This is a genomic window from Candidatus Clostridium eludens (assembly GCF_045310515.1).
Classification (GTDB): Bacteria; Bacillota; Clostridia; order Clostridiales; family Clostridiaceae; genus Clostridium_B; species Clostridium_B eludens.
Map to the genome: position 1 here is coordinate 1 of NZ_JBJHZX010000026.1, position 21569 is coordinate 21569.

Annotated in this window: 23 protein-coding genes, 1 pseudogene and 1 riboswitch; of the genes and pseudogenes, 14 read left to right on the forward strand and 10 right to left on the reverse strand. The window is 29.2% G+C overall.

Going from position 1 to position 21569, the window contains the following annotated elements:
* Window positions 1-97 precede the first annotated feature (97 nt).
* Together ACJDU8_RS16390 and ACJDU8_RS16395 are read left to right on the forward strand one after the other, a co-directional pair.
* Window positions 98-334, forward strand: a pseudogene (locus tag ACJDU8_RS16390) (IS1595 family transposase); the annotation flags it as partial.
* Window positions 335-349: 15 nt separating this feature from the next.
* Complete coding sequence (locus tag ACJDU8_RS16395; protein ID WP_406793231.1) at window positions 350-907, forward strand: hypothetical protein; 558 nt, start codon at window positions 350-352, stop codon at window positions 905-907.
* A 156-nt stretch (window positions 908-1063) separates the two neighbouring features.
* Here ACJDU8_RS16395 and ACJDU8_RS16400 read toward each other — a convergent pair whose 3' ends face one another.
* Together ACJDU8_RS16400 and ACJDU8_RS16405 are read right to left on the reverse strand one after the other, a co-directional pair.
* Window positions 1064-1687, reverse strand: a complete 624-nt coding sequence (locus ACJDU8_RS16400; protein WP_406793232.1) for an ADP-ribosyltransferase — start codon at window positions 1685-1687, stop codon at window positions 1064-1066.
* 434 nt (window positions 1688-2121) lie between these two features.
* Window positions 2122-2286, reverse strand: coding sequence for a hypothetical protein (locus ACJDU8_RS16405; RefSeq protein ID WP_406793233.1), 165 nt, complete (start codon window positions 2284-2286; stop codon window positions 2122-2124).
* A 183-nt stretch (window positions 2287-2469) separates the two neighbouring features.
* Here ACJDU8_RS16405 and ACJDU8_RS16410 point away from each other — a divergent pair, with 183 nt between their 5' ends.
* Genes ACJDU8_RS16410 through ACJDU8_RS16420 form a run of 3 tightly spaced genes read left to right on the forward strand, consistent with a single transcriptional unit; the run spans window position 2470 to window position 3339 of the window.
* Window positions 2470-2604: a hypothetical protein gene (locus tag ACJDU8_RS16410; RefSeq protein WP_406793234.1), complete on the forward strand. Its 135-nt coding sequence runs from the start codon at window positions 2470-2472 to the stop codon at window positions 2602-2604.
* 13 nt (window positions 2605-2617) lie between these two features.
* Window positions 2618-2983: a hypothetical protein gene (locus ACJDU8_RS16415; RefSeq protein WP_406793235.1), complete on the forward strand. Its 366-nt coding sequence runs from the start codon at window positions 2618-2620 to the stop codon at window positions 2981-2983.
* A gap of 29 nt (window positions 2984-3012) precedes the next feature.
* On the forward strand, window positions 3013-3339 hold the full coding sequence (locus ACJDU8_RS16420; protein ID WP_406793236.1) for a hypothetical protein: 327 nt from the start codon (window positions 3013-3015) through the stop codon (window positions 3337-3339).
* Window positions 3340-3600: 261 nt separating this feature from the next.
* Here ACJDU8_RS16420 and ACJDU8_RS16425 read toward each other — a convergent pair whose 3' ends face one another.
* Window positions 3601-4194 (reverse strand): hypothetical protein, encoded by a 594-nt coding sequence (locus ACJDU8_RS16425; RefSeq protein WP_406793237.1) that lies wholly within the window; start codon window positions 4192-4194, stop codon window positions 3601-3603.
* A 671-nt stretch (window positions 4195-4865) separates the two neighbouring features.
* Here ACJDU8_RS16425 and ACJDU8_RS16430 point away from each other — a divergent pair.
* The 3 genes from ACJDU8_RS16430 (at window position 4866) to ACJDU8_RS16440 (ending at window position 7467) form a co-directional block, all read left to right on the forward strand.
* Entirely contained in the window at window positions 4866-6476 is a 1611-nt protein-coding gene (locus tag ACJDU8_RS16430) for a recombinase family protein (protein WP_406793238.1), read from the forward strand.
* A gap of 21 nt (window positions 6477-6497) precedes the next feature.
* Window positions 6498-6797 carry a hypothetical protein gene (locus tag ACJDU8_RS16435; RefSeq protein ID WP_406793239.1) on the forward strand — a complete coding sequence of 100 codons (300 nt, stop codon included), beginning with the start codon at window positions 6498-6500 and terminating at the stop codon, window positions 6795-6797.
* 211 nt (window positions 6798-7008) lie between these two features.
* On the forward strand, window positions 7009-7467 hold the full coding sequence (locus ACJDU8_RS16440) for a GtrA family protein (RefSeq protein ID WP_406793240.1): 459 nt from the start codon (window positions 7009-7011) through the stop codon (window positions 7465-7467).
* A gap of 147 nt (window positions 7468-7614) precedes the next feature.
* On the opposite strand, the gene ACJDU8_RS16445 is transcribed toward ACJDU8_RS16440, so the two are convergent.
* Window positions 7615-7935, reverse strand: coding sequence for a DUF3892 domain-containing protein (locus ACJDU8_RS16445; RefSeq protein WP_406793241.1), 321 nt, complete (start codon window positions 7933-7935; stop codon window positions 7615-7617).
* A 191-nt stretch (window positions 7936-8126) separates the two neighbouring features.
* Between ACJDU8_RS16445 and dmpI the strand changes: the two genes are divergently transcribed.
* A complete protein-coding gene (gene dmpI, locus ACJDU8_RS16450; RefSeq protein WP_406793242.1) occupies window positions 8127-8309 on the forward strand; it encodes a 4-oxalocrotonate tautomerase DmpI in 183 nt (60 codons plus the stop codon).
* A gap of 537 nt (window positions 8310-8846) precedes the next feature.
* Window positions 8847-9953: an MGDG synthase family glycosyltransferase gene (locus ACJDU8_RS16455; RefSeq protein WP_406793243.1), complete on the forward strand. Its 1107-nt coding sequence runs from the start codon at window positions 8847-8849 to the stop codon at window positions 9951-9953.
* A 423-nt stretch (window positions 9954-10376) separates the two neighbouring features.
* Here ACJDU8_RS16455 and rbr read toward each other — a convergent pair whose 3' ends face one another.
* Window positions 10377-10961: a rubrerythrin gene (gene rbr, locus ACJDU8_RS16460; RefSeq protein ID WP_406793244.1), complete on the reverse strand. Its 585-nt coding sequence runs from the start codon at window positions 10959-10961 to the stop codon at window positions 10377-10379.
* A 1261-nt stretch (window positions 10962-12222) separates the two neighbouring features.
* On the opposite strand from rbr, the gene ACJDU8_RS16465 reads away from it, so the two are divergent.
* Entirely contained in the window at window positions 12223-12609 is a 387-nt protein-coding gene (locus ACJDU8_RS16465; RefSeq protein WP_406793245.1) for a hypothetical protein, read from the forward strand.
* 139 nt (window positions 12610-12748) lie between these two features.
* Here the strand turns inward: ACJDU8_RS16465 and ACJDU8_RS16470 are convergent, their stop codons facing one another.
* A complete protein-coding gene (locus tag ACJDU8_RS16470) occupies window positions 12749-13390 on the reverse strand; it encodes a lactate utilization protein (protein ID WP_406793246.1) in 642 nt (213 codons plus the stop codon).
* A gap of 104 nt (window positions 13391-13494) precedes the next feature.
* Window positions 13495-13596: riboswitch (TPP riboswitch) on the forward strand.
* Between the two features lie 60 nt (window positions 13597-13656).
* Between ACJDU8_RS16470 and thiT the strand changes: the two genes are divergently transcribed.
* Window positions 13657-14289: an energy-coupled thiamine transporter ThiT gene (thiT, locus tag ACJDU8_RS16475; protein WP_406793247.1), complete on the forward strand. Its 633-nt coding sequence runs from the start codon at window positions 13657-13659 to the stop codon at window positions 14287-14289.
* Window positions 14290-14346: 57 nt separating this feature from the next.
* Here the strand turns inward: thiT and ACJDU8_RS16480 are convergent, their stop codons facing one another.
* On the reverse strand, window positions 14347-15786 hold the full coding sequence (locus ACJDU8_RS16480; protein ID WP_406793248.1) for an amino acid permease: 1440 nt from the start codon (window positions 15784-15786) through the stop codon (window positions 14347-14349).
* 185 nt (window positions 15787-15971) lie between these two features.
* On the opposite strand from ACJDU8_RS16480, the gene ACJDU8_RS16485 reads away from it, so the two are divergent.
* The gene (locus tag ACJDU8_RS16485) at window positions 15972-16490 is read left to right on the forward strand and encodes an amidase domain-containing protein (protein ID WP_406793249.1); all 519 of its coding nucleotides are present in this window, start codon (window positions 15972-15974) and stop codon (window positions 16488-16490) included.
* An 89-nt stretch (window positions 16491-16579) separates the two neighbouring features.
* Here ACJDU8_RS16485 and ACJDU8_RS16490 read toward each other — a convergent pair whose 3' ends face one another.
* On the reverse strand, window positions 16580-17476 hold the full coding sequence (locus tag ACJDU8_RS16490; RefSeq protein WP_406793250.1) for a YitT family protein: 897 nt from the start codon (window positions 17474-17476) through the stop codon (window positions 16580-16582).
* 84 nt (window positions 17477-17560) lie between these two features.
* Entirely contained in the window at window positions 17561-18607 is a 1047-nt protein-coding gene (locus ACJDU8_RS16495) for a PocR ligand-binding domain-containing protein (protein ID WP_406793251.1), read from the reverse strand.
* A 754-nt stretch (window positions 18608-19361) separates the two neighbouring features.
* On the opposite strand from ACJDU8_RS16495, the gene ACJDU8_RS16500 reads away from it, so the two are divergent.
* A complete protein-coding gene (locus ACJDU8_RS16500) occupies window positions 19362-20783 on the forward strand; it encodes a sodium:solute symporter family protein (protein ID WP_406793252.1) in 1422 nt (473 codons plus the stop codon).
* 104 nt (window positions 20784-20887) lie between these two features.
* Here the strand turns inward: ACJDU8_RS16500 and ACJDU8_RS16505 are convergent, their stop codons facing one another.
* Window positions 20888-21514, reverse strand: coding sequence for a methyl-accepting chemotaxis protein (locus ACJDU8_RS16505; protein ID WP_406793253.1), 627 nt, complete (start codon window positions 21512-21514; stop codon window positions 20888-20890).
* Window positions 21515-21569 lie beyond the last annotated feature (55 nt).

Here is a 21569-nt window from a genome sequence, read left to right on the forward strand (position 1 = left end):
GAGTTTTTCTTTTTCCTACTCATAGCTATAAGCTTTCCGGAACCACAGGTAAAACCTGTGGTATTCTAAAATAAAAATAATTAAATATACCTTCAATAAAAGTATATTTCATATACAGCATATTAATGCCTTTCATAGTAAACCCAAGAAGTGGATGGATACGTTTAATGGTGTTGCAACTAAATATCTTTCTAACTATATGTATTGGTTTAAGTGGCTTGAAATCTTTAATACGGAAAAAGATACTGTTAAAAGTAACAACTTATTAGTTCAATCACATACATCCCATACAGATACAAAATTAAAGGATTTTACAGTAAGAATTAGATGTTAAGACAGGGTGGAACAGATGAAAGGGCTTCGCATAATTTATATTCTGATACCTTTAATTATTATTGTGTTATTAGTAGTTATTGATTTAGGAATAACTCGTGATAAATTTGGAAATATTCAAAGCATAGATTTAGGTAGTGAACATATTAATGGAGTTTCGCTAATGGAGAAACCCGATTTAAATTTGATTAAGAAGGCTTTTGGGAAAAGTAAACAAGTAACCTTAAAAGATACGAATACAAAAGGTTACTCATTTAATTCTGAAAAATGTGTTGGTGTAATTGCTTTAGATAAGAATGATAAGGTTATTTCTATTGCACTTTCTACATTAAAAAATACTTTAAATACTGGGAAAGGCATAATATCAAACAAGAGTTCATTTAATGATATTATAAAAGCATATGGACCTAACTATCTAAAAACAGTTACAAAAGATACTGAAAATGGAAATAGAGAAGTTGGATATTCGGTAACATATACTGATAAACAAAATAACTTCAAATTGGAGTTTGATATACTGAAACTCCAATCAAAAGAAGAAATTCAATATATTAGGTTATGGAAATACAAATAATCTGTTTATAATCACTAGAATATAAATAAAGGGAATTCACAAAGAGTTTCATTTTAAATTTATAACATTATCAATACTATTCTTTAGCATAGCCTAAAAAAAAGAAAAAACAAAGCAAATTATATTATTTAATAACTTCGTTTTTATTTTATATAATTATTGGTATAATAATTCACATTCATAAAGAGGCATATGATATTTAAAACTATAACTCCTCTTAATTAATTTAAATGTTGAATTTGGGGGCAATGAAAACTCTTGTTCATTTAATGCATTTTTACCAACACTCACATAAACTCCTTTTGTTCCTTTAGGCAAATATAGTTTTAGTATACAGTCACACTTACGACTTTTGAAAAATTCTTTAAGCAAGCCAGGAATTAGTGTTGTACTCATAAACATTTTATTAGTAAATGTTTCTCCCTTTTCTATTTTTAAAGATTCAAATCCCTTTTCTAATGTTTTTTTATAAGTATACCGATATGCAATAATATTTTCCTGTAGTTCGAATTTACAAATTTCTTTTGGTATGATTGATATTTCTTTAAGATAGTTTTCAATTTCTTCTCCTCCAAGCTCCTTAGCACATCCCCATAAAATTTTCCTATATATATTATTTTTATTACCTGTATAACAGCATAGTAAATTTGCCATATCACTTTTATCTGAGCTATTTTCATATATTTCAATATATCTTGTCCCCCCTCCAAAGTTATCTGTTACCCATTCATAAACTTCTTCCTCATTTTTAAATTGTCGAAATACTTTTTTATTAAACAATATAACTTCAACTCCTAATTCTATAAATAAATTTATTTTGGGGGATTGCAAACGCCGCAAGGCCCATATCTCTGTGATTGAGCATCTTCCAAACTTATGGGGATCTAGTTTCTAGCCAAATATCTACAATCTGCGGTATGATATTTATATTCTTTACTTCCTTTAATAAACTTTCACACTACATATATTCCCAAAATCCTCCTTAAAATAATAAAAAACTATTTATTAGGAATATATTACTGATGAATAATGTGAATTATAATGTTCTTAAAAAGAATATGATATAATCCTTTTAAGAACATTAATATATTCAATTTATCCACATTAAATAGTTTAAAAAATATTACATAGTAATGTACGTCTAAAGTTAACAGTTTAGGGGATTAAAATTTCACTATAGTGTTGAGTTGAGGTATTTTTATGAATTGAATATACTAATAGAGGTAGTCTATACGAGGTATTACAGAATCTTTGTCTATGTCTACACTAACACCTACAGGCACTTCTAAATTTTCAATTAATGATCCCTTTACTTCTATAAAAGATACAATGAAAATGAGTATTACAATAATAAGCAATAAAGCTTTAAACCTTTTCATAAGCATCACCTTTTTTTAAATGAGTTGCAATTGCTACTGTAGAAACATATATTAAATTAAATACTACATAAATAATAATTATTTTAGCATTAATGGTTCCAACACATCTCTAAAATATATCTAGAATATAGTATAATATTTATCAAGAGAATAAATTGTACTACTTTAAAGCCGGTGAAAAAGATGACTAAAGAAGATTTAAAAGCTATATGGGAGTTATTAAAGGAAGAACTAGAGCCTATTAAAAGCCAATTAAAAGAGAATACACAAATCCTAAAAGCTTTGAAGCATAAATCCACAAAATCCAGATTATACTAAATTATAGAAGGGAATGAATATAATATCTGATACAGATAAAATATTAAAACAAATCCTAAAAGGCCAGGAACAATTTCAAAAATCTCAAGAGAAAATGCAAAATAACATAAATGAAATTCAGGAAGATCTAAGTTTAATCAAGACTCAACAAAAAGAGCATGGTCAAATATTGTCTACTCTTAAATCTGCTTCCGAAGTACATAAAGCCGAAGTTGATAAATTGAATCATCAATTTGAAGAGATGCAAGGCATAATCAAAAATTTATCTAACAAAATGGATGAAAATTTTTCTGAACTAAAGGAAACAAACAAATCTCTATTGGAGATGTACGGCTCTCATGAAGCTGAAATAAGAACTTTACGCCGCAAACCAGTTTAAAATATTTAAGGGATTGGAGAAGAATACATATGGAAAACGATAAAATATTTGAACTCATGACTAAAATGTATACCGAAATGAAAGAAGGCTTTAACAAAATTGATGAATTAGAGGAAAAGGTTAATAAAAACACTTTAATGCTTGAAAAACAAGGGAAGGATATACAATTGTTAGCCGAAGGTCATAAAAATTTATCCGAACAAATGGATCGCAAATTTGAAGAACTTAATAAAACCATAGACAGAAATTATTCTCTTCACGACAGGGCAATTAAAGAAATTTCTAAAACATCATCTAAAGGTGAAAAAGCTTATGATTTTATAAAAGAATTATCTGATAAAAACTTTGGAAATTAACGTTTATTTTAATTTCGTTTTTGTATACAACTATTCAGCCTTAGTATATTTGAAATATTGTGAAAATATATTAATTAGCCCAAATTATAAATCGTTTTTCCAAGACACAATACAATATCTTCTATATAGGGCTGAATAGTTATAACTCATAGTTTAATTAAAGCCAATAATGACTAAACTCTCAATTATTATCTTATAAGTAAGCTATGTTTTTCGCTAGCGATTATATTGTTTGGTAAATATATCATTTCTCAATAAATATTATTTTTTGGAGCTTTTTACTGTTTCTTTGCATCCTGAACTATTGTGATTTTGTTTAAACGCTGAACCATTGTGATCTTCTTTACGTGTTGGACCATTGTGATTTACTGTAGATACTGGTTTGTTATGATTCTGTGTAGGTGCTGAAATATCGTGTTTTTCTACAGGTACTGGCTTGTTGTGTCTATATTTCTCAGGAGGTGCTGACAGTTTCCAGTTATGGCCCCAACCATCAAATACTTTTATTATTGCTATTTTATGATTCTTTGCTATAGTTCCTTGTGCTATTAACATATCTAGTTGAGTATTAAAATCGGATGTTGTTGTTATATCACCATTATAATACAGATTCAATATTACTGTTTCTTGATCCTGAGTTATAACTTCATCTGCTACTAGGGCATCTAGTTTGTCTTTAAAATTTTCACAAGAATAAGTTGTAGTAGTAGACGTTACAGTAGTAGTTGTTGTTGATACAACTGTATTAACATTACTTACGCTCTGTGCATGAACTATTGTGCCAATTCCTGCATTTACCAATAGCGGTGCTGCAATAACTAAAGCAGAAATTAATTTGTACTTCATTCTTAACATTTTTACTACCTCCTAAATCTTTTACTATAAATGATTTTTCAAGTCCAATTTTCCATCTCTAGAAACTATAATTAGAGAATTTTTTAATTTTTGACATTACAAGTATTTTTAATGAGTACAATTAGGCTTAAAATGAACATATCAAGGTAGATTTAAGTCTGTTCCAAGTAAATTTATGTAAAAAATACAAATAATGATTGTAAATATCCTCCTAATTTGGCTTATGGAAATTTAGGCTTGTCTTATATTTGAAATGTTATCAGTGTTTTCAAAGCTTTTCATTATTAAATTAATGTCTAAATTGGAACACAAATCATCTTATAGTTAATTGGAGGATGATATTCAATTTAATGTAATAAAAATTTTATTTCATAAATGCTCAGTATTCTGTGAAATTTCTTTGAATAATATATTACATATACTGTAAATAAATATAAACTTTAAACCTTATAACTATAATATTTGGGAATAGTTGTGAACTAATAGTTAAGAGTTCATTAGGTAAATAAAGTATTTTATACTAGAAAAAAAATATAATTTTTCCATAAGTTCACTTGATTTATTTTGTATAAAATTTCATTCATAGCACTAATTTTTAACTAGATTTAATCTAATGTTATATATTCAATCTTATTTTTTACTATACAGTTCTATCAAGGAGATGAAAATTTATGAAGATAGCAATATACTCAAGGAAATCGAAATTTACTGGAAAAGGTGACAGTATAGAAAATCAAATACAAATGTGTCAGGAATATTGCACCAGGCTTTATGATGAAACTGTGGAATTTATAATATATGAAGATGAAGGATTCAGTGGTGGAAATACAAACAGACCTAAGTTTCAGGAATTAATAAAAGATGCATCGAATAAGAAATTTAACGTTTTAATATGCTATAGATTGGATAGAATTTCTCGTAATGTTGCTGATTTTTCTACTACATTGGAATTATTACAGAAACACAATATTGCTTTTATAAGCATAAAAGAGCAATTTGATACAAGCACTCCTATGGGTAAAGCCATGGTATATATAGCCTCTGTATTCGCTCAATTAGAAAGAGAAACTATCGCAGAAAGAGTCCGAGACAATATGCTGGAACTTGCAAAAAGTGGACGCTGGTTAGGAGGTCAAACTCCATTGGGGTTTAAATCTGAAGAAATAATCTACTTTGATCAAGATTTTAAAGAACGCAAAATGTATAAACTAACTCCTGTCTCCGATGAAATGAAAACCGTAAGGCTAATATATAATAAGTACTTAGAATTAAAATCTCTAAGTCAAGTTACTAAATATTTAGATCAAAACTTTATTAAGACTAAAACTGGTAAGGATACTTGGAATAAGAGTGGTGTTCAAGATATACTTATAAATCCTGTTTACGTCAGAGCTGACAAAGATGCTATTATATATTTGAGTAATCTTGGAATGACTGTAGTTGGAAATCCCGACGGTAAACATGGTATTCTAACTTATAATAAGAAACGTGGTAGAACTATATATAGAGACATAGGAGAATGGATCGCTGCTATGGCTAAACATGAAGGTATAATGGATGCTAAAGACTGGCTAATGGTTCAAAAACTATTACAAGAAAACAAAGAAAAGGCTCCAAGATTAGGGAGAACCCATAATGCCTTGCTTACAGGAATTCTAAAATGTGCGAAATGCGGCAGCAACATGAAGGTTATACATGGTAGAAATAAATCTGGAAAAGTATTTTATTATAAATGTACACTAAAAAATTCTAGTGGGAACGTCAGGTGCGATAATGCTAATGTTAGAACTGACCATATAGAAGAAATTCTAAAAGAGAAACTAAAAGAATATTCACTTAACAAAGGCTTACTTAGAAAAGAAGTAGAAGAATATAAACAGGAGCTACTTAATGCTAAGTCCCATGAATTTAGGAATATTGATAATATAAAAAAAGATATAAACAATAAAAAGAAACAAATTGAAAATCTGGTAAATCAAATGTCACTTAGTCCTGTTGCTGCTAAATACATGGTTCCACAAATAGAAAACCTTAATAGGGAAATAGAAGATTACCAAAAGAAGCTAATTGAGATTGAAACTTCTACCAATTTAATTTCCCAGGCAGATCTAAGTCTAGAAATGATATTTAGATGTTTAGATAAAATGCAGATAATAGATGAACTGCAGGACGAAGAAATAAAACTTATATATAATGTTATGTTAGATAGTGTTTTGTGGAATGGAGATACCGGGAATCTCACTATAAAGTTCTGGGGAGATAAAAAAAAATTACTTCTTTAGAGGCACAAGGCCACTTGCACTTTGGTACAGCGAGCAGAAGCCATATGCACAGGCTCCTTGGCTGGACACAATGCTGTAAGATGCGCACTCCAAATGCCTACTCTAATTCTTCCAAAGGATACTGCTATTGGAGATATAATAAATTATGCTAACTATAAAATACGTACTAAGGAAGGAAGAAAAAACAGATATACCTTTGCTGGATCAGAATATTTTAATAGAATGAAAAAAATAGGACTGTATACTATAAATACAGCAGACGTACAAAATAGAATATCTATCTTAGGGTTATCAGATATATTTAACAAAAAACTCCTTTAGAATTACCATATACTATACATTAAGTCACACGTAAAATATATTTACGTGTGACTTATTACTTTGGAATATTATGATGAAAATCCACCTAAGCCCAAGAATCACTTGATAATTTTTTAATAATTATCACACGATTTTAACATAATTATGTGATAATTATGCCACATTTTTTTGATACTATTTAAATAAATAATCAATTAAAGAGGTGGAATACATGAATGCTGTTAAAAATATTTACAATACTTTTATAAATGATAAAAAATTTACACATATTATAAGATTCGGTTGTGTAGGGTGTCTAAATACTATGTTCGATTTTGTGATTTTCTGTGTACTAAATAGTTTATTTGGTATTAATTATATTATAAGCCAGATATTGTCTTATTCTGGTGGCACCTTGAATAGCTATATTTTGAACAAGTTTTGGACTTTTAATGACAGGAAAACTAATAAGAAAACAGCACAGGAAATAGTTCAATTTATTGTTGTTAATTCGATTTCTTTAAGTGTGAGCCTAATAGGCCTAAGTATATTAATAGATAGTTCTATAAATTCTTTTTTTGCTAAAATTATTTCAATGGTGTTAGCTCAAGTAGTTAATTTTTTAGGATACAGATTTTGGGTTTTTGGTAGAATTGTAAAATCCCTGCATCTCACTAAAAAAGCAGCATAGGTATAAACAGAAATGCTCTTTTCTATTTTAAAATAACGTAATTGTACAAATAATAAAATTATATTTAGCCTCTGGTATATAGTTGGAAAAGAGCCTTTATAGGAGGCTCTTAATATTTTTTACATTTAACTGATTATATGCTTCCTATCATAATTCCCATATATCATATGGAATTAACGGTAAACTTCCTAAATCACTTCCTCGATTAGTATCTGGTTTTGTAGTTATAAATTCTTTTAATATAATTTCTGCTCCCTTTCTCAATTTGTCATCATCATCACTAATTAATGTTACATATTTATGACCATTTTTTATATTTTGTATAACATCTTCTATTAGGTGCTCCTCATAATTATTGCTAAATTTACCCTCGCCCATTATTTCATAAGCTCTAACTTTTGTGATATGTGCATCACCTTTATTACAATTATAATCTTCGTATTCTACTTTAAAAATTCCATATTCCATACTACCATCTCCTTTCATCATATTATTATATCATTTCTACAAAAATAGCCAATATCCTCTAAGCCGCTATTTACTTTAATTATTTAAATCTGTATAATATATTCTTATAAAGTAATTCTTATATCCATGTAGAGTTTACCTATGAGAAATGCTCTTATTCATGGGATAAATTATATTTAAGGAGTGATTTTATGCCAGTTATAACAATAGAAGGTCCAAAAATTACAAAGGAACAAAAAGAACAACTTGTAAGTGAATTTGTAACCTCTGCAAGTAAAATTCTTAATATTCCTCATCAAGCTTTTGTTACCATCATAAAAGAAAATGAACCAGACAATATTGGTACAGGGACTCAACTATTATCTAACAAATAAAAATAGACTTTCTAAATGCTAGGTATATACCCTAGCATTTTTAATATATCACATTTTTTCTAAATATAGATACTTTACATTCGGTTTTATGCAATTTGATGAAAAATAGCTTAATTAAGATCAAGCTCATCAGCTAATAAGAAAGCTACTTGAATAATTTCATCATATAAACCAACAGATTTCTGTCAAATCTACATAAAACATTAACTTTCAACGCAATATAATTAGGAGAAAATAAGTTCTTATTTTATGTAAGTTTAATATTTTTACAAACTCTTTATAATTAAAGGAGTGATCAAGCAGTAACCTTCGCTAAAGTTCCATTATGATTATTCTAGCATTAGGAATTCCTTTAATAAATAATAGATTAAAACAGTATAGAGCAGAAAGTATAAGAATCAGCAATATTGAATTGGGAGAATCCCCACTAGAAAAATTTAGATGCTTTCTTAATCTATACAAAATATAAAAAATAAATAAGTCTATAGCAGTTATTTAACTGACTATAAACTTATTATACGAGGTGTGATATTTGTTATGATTAAAAACATACTTATTATTTCTTCCAATTACACAGGACATGGCCATAAAAGCATAACAGAATCTCTATGTGAAATTTTTTCTGAGAATAATGGTGTTAAAATTCATGTTATAGATGGATTTTCACTTGGCGGCAATATGATGCTGAAAATAGGTAAATCTTATGGTCCAATAACAAGGAATTCACAAAATTTATGGGAATTGGTGTGGAATATGTCCATTATAAGACCATCATTGGTTAATGAATTCGTGGAATTAATAATAAAGGATAATTTAATAGAATTATTAAAAAACGTGAATCCCGATTTAATTTTATCTGTGCACCCCAATTTTAACGGTTCTGTTATAAATGTACTGGAAAAGAATAAAATTAAAATACCATTTATCACTTTAATAGCAGATCTAGTGAGCATATATCCTCTTTGGGCAGAAACTAGAGCTGATTACATTATAAGCCCAACACAAGAAGCAAAAGATAAGTGTATAAGATTCGGCGTTTCAGAAGAAAAAATAAAAACTTTAGGTTTTCCAGTACGTTCAAAGTTTAATAATCATGGAAAACACAGCGATTATACACCAGATATGCCTTTAAAATGCTTAATTATGAGCGGTGGGGAAGGTGTAGGGAATATGAGAAAAATAGCTGAAATTCTCCTTGATAATTTTAATTGTACCATCAGAATTATTGCAGGTAGAAATATGAGATTGAAAAAATCATTGGAAAAATCATTAGTAGAAAAATACCCTGATAAAGTTGAGATTTATGGTTTTATGGAAAATATACAAGAATTAATGTTTTCTTCTGATATCGCATTTACCAGAGGAAGCCCAAATGTTATGATGGAAGCCATAGCATGTAATGTACCCTTAGTGATTACTGGTGCTTTACCAGGTCAAGAAGAAGGCAATCCAAAATTTGCTGAAAAATATAATTTGGGAGTAATATGTACCGACACTAAAAAAATAAAGCATACTATAGATGCTCTGATTCAAAATAGTGCACAAGGTTTAAATAAAATTAAAGAATCACAAAGTTACTACAATAATCCCAACGCTTCTAGGGACATCGCAAATTTTATTTTAAATATTAATACTAACATTTAATTTGCAGGTTCAAATTATCTTATTGCTAAAGTACATCCCTTATAATATTGAAAAAATAAGATGTAATAAAAGCCTGCACCCTTATTTTTAAGAAATAGGTATAAAAACAAGTTAAATTAGTTATAATATTAATGCATAATTAAAATCCCTTAAAATATCTTAGCTGGTCATGTGCCAGCTACTTTTATCTATAAAAACCTCCTCTTCACCACGTTGTTTCCAAAAGACAATATAAGTTTAATTGATAATTTATAGTTGTTTATTTTTAAATTTAAAATAAATTCCTTAAACTTATTATTGAATAAAATTAATTTTAATGATATTATTTATTTGCAAGACTATATTAATCATACTAAATATAGTTAAAACCTGCACTGTAACCACAGTGCAGGTTTTTATCTTAGACTCAATATAACATCAATATTAATAATTTTCCACAAGTATTTCAAAATATGATTGAGGATGAGCACAGGCAGGACAAACTTCAGGAGCAGAATCCCCTTCATGAATATATCCACAATTATCACATTTCCATTTATATACTTTTTCCTTCTTAAATACAGTACCATTTTCTACATTTTTAAGTAACGCTAAATATCTTTCCTCATGGTGCTTTTCAACTTCACCTATTTTTCTAAAAACCGTTGCTATAGCAGGAAATCCTTCTTTATCCGCTACATCTGCAAATTCTGGATAGAGCTGAGACCATTCTTCATTTTCACCATCTGCCGCAGCTTTAAGAACTGTTTTAGTATCTCCTAGAGCAACCGGGTAAGAGGCATTTATTTCTACAGATTCCCCTTTTAAATCATTATTTAAAAATTTAAAAAATCTCTTTGCATGTTCTTTCTCATTTTCTGCAGTTTCTAAAAATATATTAGAAATTTGAACATATCCTTCTTTTTTTGCAATGGATGAATAATAAGTATATCTGTTCCTTGCCTGAGATTCTCCTGCAAAAGCTTTCATTAAATTTTCAGCAGTTTTTGTACCTTTTAAAGATGCCATAAAAGTTACCTCCTAAAATAAGTATTAATTTGTTATTTAGTCTTACAAATAAGTAGCTAACTTGATGTTTACAAATAGTTTATTTACTTAATTTTAATAAATATTTATTTGAAATTTTATCACCATATATTATTTAATGCTAACTTGAATAATTTAGAAATAACTATTTATAAAACCATATTACGTAATTTTTTCTTATTTGTAGCTATATTAATATCTTATAATATGTTTACCATATATTCAACTATTATAATATCTTAATTACATATTAAAACATTTCTTTATTCAGATACAAATCTATTATATTGTATAAAATTTCTGCATATTTATTTTAAATATATAACTTATATAAAAATTTTATCAAAAAAATAGGAAACACCTTTCAATAGTTATAATAAAACTAACTACAGGGTGTTTCAAAGTGACATATATGTTACGTATATATTACTACATAATTAAAAATAATTCTACAAAAAATATTATTTTTAATAAAAATAATGATGGAACCAATCACAGATAATAGAAATAAAAATACATGTACTTATAAAGTTATTATAAGATTTAAGCGCCGTTTACTCATAAAGAATATTTTTTCCATTACAACCTTCTATAAATATGTATTAAATACAAAATATATTTATTATTCCAACAATATTTATACATTTTCTTCAAAAATGTATGTTTCTTCATTTACGGTAAAATTTAGGTTTTACTACTAATATGTAATTATTTGTATTCTATCAGCCATAGTATACATTTTTTATCTGTATTACTGCCTAATCACTAAGGTTCTATAGTCTCATTAGATAAAATACCTACCAATGCACTATTCCATACATTGCATATATTTCAAGAAAAATATCTGACTATACTTGATATATATGGAACCAATCTTTCTTACATCTTATTATATATGATGATGAAATTTGTTATATAGCCTTTTCATACCATTAAATCCATTAATTTAATAATGATATAACATAAAAATACTGTTAATATAACAAACATAGATAAACCTAAATTTCCAAAAATGAAATGGGTCACTATTTATAAATCACTAATTACAATTTTTCTATATATTACACATATAGAAAAAATATTTAAATTCACTTAAAGATATTCATTTACACCTATAAATTTAGATAGAAATATTTTTTAGTGGATAAGGCTAAAAGTTCCCTAAGTAACTTTAAACACCCATTTCTGAAGGTGAAAATGAACTAAAAAATCATATACTACTAAAAATTAGGAGGAATTGAAAATGTTAAAACTTAAACACAAATTACTTTCAGCTTTAATACTTGCAGCACCATTATTATTAAATACGGGAATTGCTACAACAGTTCATGCATCTGGCGTAAACAACAATATAGCATCTGTACTCTGTAAATCTTCTTGTCCTTCAACAAAAGCAGTTAATTGCACAAATTTTGCTAACTGTAAAAACTCTAATAGCTGTACAGATCCTGCTAGCTGTAAAAATTCTAATTGCAAAAACTCCAATAGTTGTGTAGATCCTGCTAGCTGTAAAAGCTCTAATAGTTGTACAAACTCTTCTAATTGCATAACACTTAATGGAGTAAAATACAATTGCTCAGGCCTTGATTCTTCAATACTTAGCGGTCTAAGAACAAACTGTGGAAAATAAAATCAGCTTAAAATTAATATTTACAAAATTAAGGGAACTATAGAATATCTACACTAGGTTTATCAAATATATTCAATAAAACCTTAGTTTAACATTATACATCAATGTCACACGTAAACATAATTACGTGTGACATAATTTAATATCCTAAATTTTCATTAAGTATAAATACATAGATTCTTGAATCATCAATTTGTTTTTTTATGAGGGTATATTCGTTACATATTCTGCTCTTACTGCTGCAATCCACACAATATCCCGTTTTAGCACAGGGTGTATTACAATTTAACCTCCTGGCATTTGCCGGAGCACATACCCTTTTATTTCTCTCTATAGCTTCCTCTAAGTTCTTAACAATTTTATTTACACCACAGACTACTATAACTTTATCAGGACCAAAGAGCATAGCTGCAACCCTGTTGCCTCTGCCATCTACATTGAATAATTCTCCTTCCTCAGTTAACGCATTAGTGCTGGTAAAAAATACATCTGCAAAAAATGTTTTTCTATGTATTTCCTTCTTCTCATCTGGAGTAATCCCCTCAGCCGCCCTATCTAAAAACTTATACTTGCCGCTCCTTAAATATTCTAATAGGCCTATTTGTTGTAAAGTAGCAGAACCTCCACAGCTTACTACAGAATCTTTCTTAACTAATTGTTCTATTTTATTAAAAAGTTCCTGTCTATCTTTTATGTAAAAACCATTCATATTATTCTTTTTTAATGCCTCAATAGTCCTCTCTATTCTTTTTTCGTTTGTCCAAAGCACATTCATATCCATTATATATCTACCTCCAAAATTTATTTCAAATTATAAACCACATATTAGTGTAATAATTGAAATACTACATATTATGTATTATAATTATTATATAATAATTAAATACTTAATGCTAGGGGTGCCTTTATAGGCTGAGAAACAACATTTTGTTAACCCTTCTACCTGATCTGGATAACACCAGCGTAGGGAAGCGGATTCTAAAAAATCAAGTCGTATTCCTATGGAATACGACTTTTGGGCACCTTAGCTAAGTAAGGAGGTTTTATATGTCTTTAATAAAAAATATTACAGAGATTTCATCTCACCCAGCTTCTATTTTCGCATTAATTGCCCTAATTATTTTTATTCTATTTTGGGCCAAAGTTAAAAATGTTAAATTCACTACACAGCTTATAACTCAAATAGGCATAGCACTGGCACTGGCTGCTATACTTCAAATATTTAAAATATACCACCTTCCACAAGGAGGGAGTATAACTTTGGGGAGTATGATACCTATACTACTTATGGCTTTACTTTACGGGCCTGAAGTAGGCTTTATTACTGGATTTTTATATGGAATCATAACCTTAATACTAGATCCATACATACTCCATCCTGTACAAGTTATATTTGATTATCCACTACCATTTATGGCTTTAGGTATTGCTGGTTATTTTAGAGATAGAAAAATTATAGGTACACTGCTGGCTCTTTTAGGGAGATTTATATGTCATTTTATATCTGGAGTAATTTTTTTTGGAAGTTTTGCCCCTAAAGGAATGTCTCCGGCAGTTTATTCTCTTATGGTAAATGGTATATTTATGTCCATTGAAGGTGCCATATGTATTGCAATAATGTCAGTATTACCAGTAAAACATTTAGCCACAATTTTAAACAAAAAAATAGCACATAATTAAACTTTAAAAAGAAGGCTAGCAGCTGTACCACTCTAGCCTTCTTTTTAACTTGATTTATTATTTCCCCTTGTATCTTTGTATGGTTTTTTTTTTCTTTTCAATTAGTTCTTTAGAAAATTCCGTAAAAAAACTGGCGTTATGTCTTTTTACATTAAATTGATTACCTGATATGCCATATGTCTTAATCTTTATATAATACTTCATACACATATATACTACTGAATAAAAAGCAATAATTATCAGACCCGCTATAAGACCTGATGCCTGACCTGGAATAAAAGGCATACTAGCAATAACAATAATAAGACTTATAAGAGTAATCCATGAAACATATATATGATGCCTTCCTTCCGCACCATAGGTATGTTTTTTACGTAATCGGATTTGTGAAGCAACGATAGTTACATATGTAAAAAGCAGTGCAAAACCACCACAGCTTACCAAGAATAAATAGACTCTAGGAAATAAAAGTCCAAGCATTAGTCCCAAAAACATAACAAAACCCGAAAATACCATGCCTCTATAAGGTACTTTTGTTCTATCCTTTAACCACCTTGGAGCATAGGATTCATCTGCAAGAGAACGAATCATTCTTCCAATACCAAACATAGCTGCCAACATTGTAGAAAGTATAGCTGTGACCATTACTATATTTATTACATTTCCAGCCCAATTCATACCCCATCTGTTAAGTGCTGCTACCATAGGGCTAAAATTCTCACTAAGAACTCCAGTAGGAATCAATAACAAAAGTGCAGATATGGAAGCTATATAAAGTCCAACAAGGCTTATTACAGTATAGCTGATAGCTTTTGGAATTATTTTTTTGGGATTATCCGTTTCTGAAGCTGCCAAACCAATTATTTCAAACCCTGCATAGGCGAACATCACTGTAAGCATACTTCCTGCAATACTTTTTACGCCTCCTAAAAGTAAAGGTTCCCCAGTTACTTTGGCAGTTCCGGTCCTTGGAGATACACCTAAAAAACCACTAATTAAAAGTAATGCAATAATTATAAAAGATATTATTGTCAATAACTTAACAGCCGCAAGGCCACTTTCAAGTTTACTCAATTTGTTGGCACCTAACAAATTAAGTAATGTAACTGCAAGGATAGTCATACTTCCAAATAAAGATATGGATATGCCAGGAAACCATTTACGCAGTAAAATGGATACTGCTGCCGCTTCACTGGACATAGCTAGAACCATTCCAGTCCAGTAAACCCATCCAACAATAAATCCAGCTCCTGGTCCAAAGGCTTTTCCGGCAAAAGTACGGAACGAACCAGGTGCCGGATCTGCCACTGTCATTTCTGAAAGAGCAGAAAGAATAAAATAAACTAAAATTCCTCCTAATACATATGAAATAATTATAAGAGGTCCTACGGCATGAATAGCTACAGATGATCCTAGAAAAAAAGATCCACCAATTACAGTTCCTAGTGCCATCATTGTAAGTTCCCATACAGATAATCCCCTATGCTTCTTTTCCACCATTAATCACCCCAAATTCATATGATTCTAAAAATAGTATGTCTTAAAGCTGAAAAAAAATTCTATAAATAAAGTAAGAAGCATATTATAAAATTCATATTTTTTATGGAAACTATTATATAAATGATGTACTTTTTCATGTATATTTACATAAAATGTACCATAATTAATTTTATGGAGAAGTTATGAATTATAAAGATAATTCCTCATACCTTAGAACAAATGCAGTAAACTATGCTATAAATTATGCCATAGTGCCAAACCCTGCTTATAGATACTTTTCTGTGTATGGCAATGATGGAGGTGATTGTACAAATTTTACCTCTCAATGTTTGAAAGCAGGAGGGGCTCCTATGGTGTTCACAGATAAAAATCCATGGTGGTATAAAAATAATCTCAAATCATCGGGTGATAGTTGGTCAGTTTCATGGTCTGTAGCTGGTTCTCTTTATTGGTATTTAAAAATTAATGCTGAAGAAAAATCACAGGGCCTTAAAGGTATGGAAGTACCCTCTGTATCTATGTTAGAATTAGGTGATATAATATTTTATGAAAATGCTAGAGGTAGAATTGCACATTCAGCAATCATTACTTCTTTTTATAATGATCATCCTCTAATATCCCAGCATACTCCTAACAGTTTAAATATATCCCATATAAAAAAATGGGCAGCTAAAACCCATTTTATAAAAATATATTTATAATTTTATATTTATAGTATGCAGGTTAATTTTAACCTACATACCATACAATTATGATAAAAAAATAAAAAACTTTAATAACTGCAAAGAAATTATTTAATTTGATTTTGCTTTCTAATTTCTCTATTTAAATTGAATCCCTGACCCAAAACTTCATAGGTATCACTAATTATTATAAACGCACTTGTATCAATACTTTTTATTAAACTCTTAAATATATTTACCTCAGATTGATTCATAACCACCATTAAAATTGTACGCTCTTCCCCAGTATATCCTCCAAATCCAGAAATTTTTGTAATTCCTCTATTTAAATCTTTTATAATGACATCTTTTATAACTTCTGATTTACTGGAAACTATAAACGCTACCTTGGACCCACTAAATCCTAATTGTATTAAGTCAATAGCCTTACTGGTTATGAATAAAGATATAATTGCATAAAGAGCTTTTTCTGCATCGAATACAAATGCAGCAGCAACAATTACAGCTCCATCTATTATTCCTTGGGAATTACCAATGGTTATACCAGCATATTTATTTATAATACTAGCTACTATAGAAGTACCTCCCGTAGATGCATCACTTTTGAAAACCAAACCAAGACCAATACCCGAAAGTAATCCTCCATATATGCTGCCTAAAAGTGGATTCAGGGTAACTGGGTGCAAATTAGTGGTTAAAAATATAAATAAAGGTAACACTAAAGAACCAAAAACAGTTCTCATCATAAATTTTTTACTCAATAAAAATAAACCTATAAAAAATAATATTATATTTCCCAGCCATTGGGTAATTGCAGGTTCTATATAATCTACATGCTTTATTAATAAAGATATTCCTGCTATTCCGCCAGAAGCTATTTGATTAGGTGCAAGAAATAAGTTAAATCCTAATGCTGTTATTCCACATCCAATTATTAGCTGCAAATATTGTATAATATAATAGCATTTAATGCCTTTATTTATAATAAATCTATTTTGATTCATCTAAAATCTCCTTTTTTCACAAAATATACTAATAATAAATATCTATTTTATATTTTGAAAAATAAGTAAATAAATACTACTAATTTATATTTTTGAATTTGCCATTTCATTTAGAGTATCTGCCATTGTGGAAACTTCTTGAACATTAGATGAAATTTCTTGTATTGCTGCTGTCTGCTGCTCTGTAGTTTGAAGAGTAGCATTAGAAGTTTCAGTGGTCTTATCAACAGATTCCTGTATTTTTCTAGTAAGATCTACGATGGTAGAAGCTGTAGCTTTTGAATCTTCAGATAATTTTCTTATTTCACTGGCAACAACTCCAAAACCCCTGCCTAATTCCCCCGCTCTGGCAGCTTCTATAGCCGCATTCAAACCAAGCATTTTTGTCTGTTCTGCTATATTTTTTATAGAATTTAATACAGTATTTATCTCTAAAGATATACTTTTAACCCTATTTATTTCCTCATTTAAAACTTGTTGATTATTACTAACATTTAAGGACGATGCAGCCAATTCTTCCATGGTAGCTGAAATCTGTTCAAAATTTTCGGAAAGATTTCTAGCAACTGTTCCAACTAAAATTGATTCATAACCTATTTTACAAAGAGCATTGGCAACTACATATAATACTTCAGATGCCGCCTTTACATTTTGCTCACTTACTTTATATACATGATTTGAAGCATCTACATATTTATCAGCATCCACACCTATTTCAGCAGCAGTATCTCTAAAACGAGTTTCTCCAGGATGGGAATACATAACTTGTCCACCCAATATTGTACCTATGGTTTTGCCTTTTATCATTATAGGTGCAGCAAAATCAATTAAGCCTGCATGACAGGTATACACATACGGTTTGCCAAGTTTTGTTGCTTCATTTCCCCCTTTTTTATGGGACTCTGCACATCTGGCCACTCCTTTAACAGTAGACTGTGTAAGATTTAAACAAAAATTAGTATAGGAACTAGGTTTTGTTACAGGTTTTCCATGTTTGTCCACCGTCACACTGGCTATATTCATGCTTTCGGCAAAATTATCTTGAAATTTTTGCAGTATATTTATATCTATAACATCCTCCACTTCCAATAAATCTAAATCTAATTCTCCACCTTCCAATATTTTTATCATTGTATTACCTCCCCATATATAACTAAAATTTAATTTTTTTATTACAACATATATATTATATATTATATACAAACAAAATTCTTACCTTCAGATGAAGTTTTTATTATTTCTAAAAGCCTAAAATCTTCACTAATTAATTTAATATTTCAAATTTTGATTTACTTAATTAAAGTTATACTTGAATTAAAATGAAATTTATAAAAATATATAGATATAGGTAAAAATTTTAACCTATTTAGTCTTTAATGCATATTTTCCCCTTTGTATTTATAAAAATTTTCAATTATAATGTAAATTATACTAAAGGTTAAGATGAAAAAATAAACATAACACAATAGCAAAATGGTTTGTAACCTGTCTATGTGGTATCACCATTAATTCGTCCCTTAACCGGGGCGTTCTTTTATTTAATTTTATATCATTGTATAATATCTGTCTATTTTATATTCGTATAACTTGTGAAAATCATTACATTATAGTTTATAGGCAGTGATTTTATAAGATATAGGATTTCTGAGTTTAAACTTAATTTATACATAAAATTTTAACTAATAAATGCTATGTATACGTATAACTTAGGTTTTAAATGAGAAATCCTATAAATTTCAGCATTTACTTTAATGCTTTAAAGGGGGGAAGATAAGAGTATATTTACTTGAATAGTATTTTAAATTTTTAATGCGGATTCTTTTTACTATAATTAAAAAATTGTGTTCTATGAATCATTAACTAAAATGAAGGGGTGGTTTAAAAAATGAATGTATCATTACTAATAATTATACTCTATATAGCAATGCTTTTTGTAATAAGTTCTTTCGCCAAAAAAAGGGTATCAGAGGGCGGAGAAGGTTATACTTTAGCCGGAAGACAACTTTCAACTCCATTGATAGCTTGTTCACTTATAGGCCTTGCCATTGGAGGAGCTTCAACTATAGGCGTTGCTGAACAAGCCTATGATATAGGTCTTGCAGCAGGCTGGTATACTGTAGCCTGGGGATTTGCAGCTATAGTTATGGGACTTGTCACTGCTGAAAAATATAGAAAATTTAATGTATCCACCGTACCAGAGCTCTTTGGAAAATTCTACGATGAAAAAGGAAGGTTTGTTTGCGTTATATGTCAGATGATTATTCTCATTGTAGTTGTATCCCTGCAATACATTGCAGGCGGTTCTATTCTGTCCTCACTTTTACCTGGAATATTTACACTAAAATCCGGTATGATAGTAAGTGCCTGCGTATTCATAGGAATAACTTTTATGGGTGGAATGTGGTCTGCAGGATTATGTAATTTATTTAATGTACCTTTAAAATATGCAGGAATTATATTATGTACTATATTGGCTGTAATATCAACTGGAGGACTTGAACATATAAAATTGACTCTGCCTCAAAACGTACCTTATTTCAGCTTTACTCAGGGAACTGGCATATGGATAATTTTAAGCTGGTTTCTAGTTATGATAACACAGGTTATGTCTATGCAGGGACCTGTACAAATAGCTTTTGCAGCTACGGATTCTAAAACAGCAAAAAAAGGCTTCATAATAGGCGGTTTATGTATGATTCCTATAGGATTTTTGTGTGCCTTAATAGGTATGGCAGCCAAAGTTTCTTTCCCAAATGTAAGTGCTACTATGGCACTACCTAAAATGATATTATCATTAAATCCTGTAGCAGCTGGTATAACTCTGGCAGCACTCTGGGCGGCAGATGTATCCACTGCTTGTAACTTATTACTAGGAGCTTCTACACTATTTTCACAGGATATATATAAAAAATCTATAAATCCAAAAGTAGATGATAGGAAATATCTTATAATTAATAAAGTATCAGTTATTCTACTTGGTATATTTACTTTCGTATTAGCTCTATCTATGTCAGGTATATTAAAAACTATATCCATAGGCTTAAGTCTCTGTACTGCCTTTACTATAGTATTTCTATTTACCATATTTTGTCCTAAATTATGCAGAAAGAGTTCTGCTTTTTACACTACTTTAGTAAGTATAATAGTTTTATTTTTATGGCAGATAATACCATCATTTAGAATATTTCCTCATGTGATATTTATGGAATGGCTAGTATGTTTGTGTACTTTTCTATTAATAGCAGTATTGGACAAACAAAATATCTTTACAAATGAGCAACTTGATTCTATTGAAAAAGTTACCTAAATTCAGCATAATTTCAAAAGTATACATATCAATTATTTAAGTATAAGTAAAGGGTCAAATATAGGCTTATTTTTTATGAAACCTGCTTTGACCCTGTTGTATTATTAATGATCTCTAACACTTTTTGAATTATATTTTTCCCACAAAATTTTAATCTGATTTAGGTGATGCAAAATATTTAAAATATAATCTGCTTTCTTCTGAGAACCCATAATTAATGTTTCAAATTGATTTTTATCCTTATTGGATTTTTTAATAATATTAGTTAATTCATGATTTATCTTTTCAACATCACCCATGTTATTTTTCTGAGAATTTTTAACATTACCAAAATGTTTTAAAAACTCTCCCTGTGATAAGACAATATCGTCCATTAATACGTCCGATTTTTTGATACTCTGAACGGCATTAGAAACTGTATGCATTCCCTCCATGGACTTATTATTTAGCTTTTTAATAATTTCTGTCATACCTTTTAAAGAATTTACTATATCTTTTACATTATCCTGTGAATCAACAGACAGTTTTTTTATTTCGCCTGCAACAATAGAAAAACCCCTTCCATATTCTCCTGCCCTGGAGGATTCTATAGCAGCATTAAGTGCAAGTAGGTTTGTTTGTTTTGCTATATTGGAAATAACATTTGTAAACTTTTCAATACTTTCATACTGTGTTTTTAATTTATCACATAAAGATATAAATTCTCCAAACATTTTTTCTACATTATTCATTTCTTCATCCATATAGGCATTTTGTGTCTTTGCATTGTTGACCTTTTCTGACTCT

What these genes read in the sequence shown, in the direction of transcription:
- ACJDU8_RS16430 (WP_406793238.1), top strand. Translation starts at nt 4,866, where the DNA reads ATGAAGATAGCAATATACTCAAGGAAATCGAAATTTACTGGAAAAGGT.
- ACJDU8_RS16505 (WP_406793253.1), bottom strand. Translation starts at nt 21,514, where the DNA reads ATGAATAATGTAGAAAAAATGTTTGGAGAATTTATATCTTTATGTGAT.
- ACJDU8_RS16410 (WP_406793234.1), top strand. Translation starts at nt 2,470, where the DNA reads ATGACTAAAGAAGATTTAAAAGCTATATGGGAGTTATTAAAGGAAGAA.
- ACJDU8_RS16440 (WP_406793240.1), top strand. Translation starts at nt 7,009, where the DNA reads ATGAATGCTGTTAAAAATATTTACAATACTTTTATAAATGATAAAAAA.
- ACJDU8_RS16420 (WP_406793236.1), top strand. Translation starts at nt 3,013, where the DNA reads ATGGAAAACGATAAAATATTTGAACTCATGACTAAAATGTATACCGAA.
- ACJDU8_RS16490 (WP_406793250.1), bottom strand. Translation starts at nt 17,476, where the DNA reads ATGAATCAAAATAGATTTATTATAAATAAAGGCATTAAATGCTATTAT.
- dmpI (WP_406793242.1), top strand. Translation starts at nt 8,127, where the DNA reads ATGCCAGTTATAACAATAGAAGGTCCAAAAATTACAAAGGAACAAAAA.
- ACJDU8_RS16405 (WP_406793233.1), bottom strand. Translation starts at nt 2,286, where the DNA reads ATGAAAAGGTTTAAAGCTTTATTGCTTATTATTGTAATACTCATTTTC.
- ACJDU8_RS16470 (WP_406793246.1), bottom strand. Translation starts at nt 13,390, where the DNA reads ATGGATATGAATGTGCTTTGGACAAACGAAAAAAGAATAGAGAGGACT.
- ACJDU8_RS16500 (WP_406793252.1), top strand. Translation starts at nt 19,362, where the DNA reads ATGAATGTATCATTACTAATAATTATACTCTATATAGCAATGCTTTTT.
- ACJDU8_RS16445 (WP_406793241.1), bottom strand. Translation starts at nt 7,935, where the DNA reads ATGGAATATGGAATTTTTAAAGTAGAATACGAAGATTATAATTGTAAT.
- ACJDU8_RS16455 (WP_406793243.1), top strand. Translation starts at nt 8,847, where the DNA reads ATGATTAAAAACATACTTATTATTTCTTCCAATTACACAGGACATGGC.
- thiT (WP_406793247.1), top strand. Translation starts at nt 13,657, where the DNA reads ATGTCTTTAATAAAAAATATTACAGAGATTTCATCTCACCCAGCTTCT.
- ACJDU8_RS16415 (WP_406793235.1), top strand. Translation starts at nt 2,618, where the DNA reads ATGAATATAATATCTGATACAGATAAAATATTAAAACAAATCCTAAAA.
- ACJDU8_RS16495 (WP_406793251.1), bottom strand. Translation starts at nt 18,607, where the DNA reads ATGATAAAAATATTGGAAGGTGGAGAATTAGATTTAGATTTATTGGAA.
- ACJDU8_RS16465 (WP_406793245.1), top strand. Translation starts at nt 12,223, where the DNA reads ATGTTAAAACTTAAACACAAATTACTTTCAGCTTTAATACTTGCAGCA.
- rbr (WP_406793244.1), bottom strand. Translation starts at nt 10,961, where the DNA reads ATGGCATCTTTAAAAGGTACAAAAACTGCTGAAAATTTAATGAAAGCT.
- ACJDU8_RS16485 (WP_406793249.1), top strand. Translation starts at nt 15,972, where the DNA reads ATGAATTATAAAGATAATTCCTCATACCTTAGAACAAATGCAGTAAAC.
- ACJDU8_RS16425 (WP_406793237.1), bottom strand. Translation starts at nt 4,194, where the DNA reads ATGTTAAGAATGAAGTACAAATTAATTTCTGCTTTAGTTATTGCAGCA.
- ACJDU8_RS16395 (WP_406793231.1), top strand. Translation starts at nt 350, where the DNA reads ATGAAAGGGCTTCGCATAATTTATATTCTGATACCTTTAATTATTATT.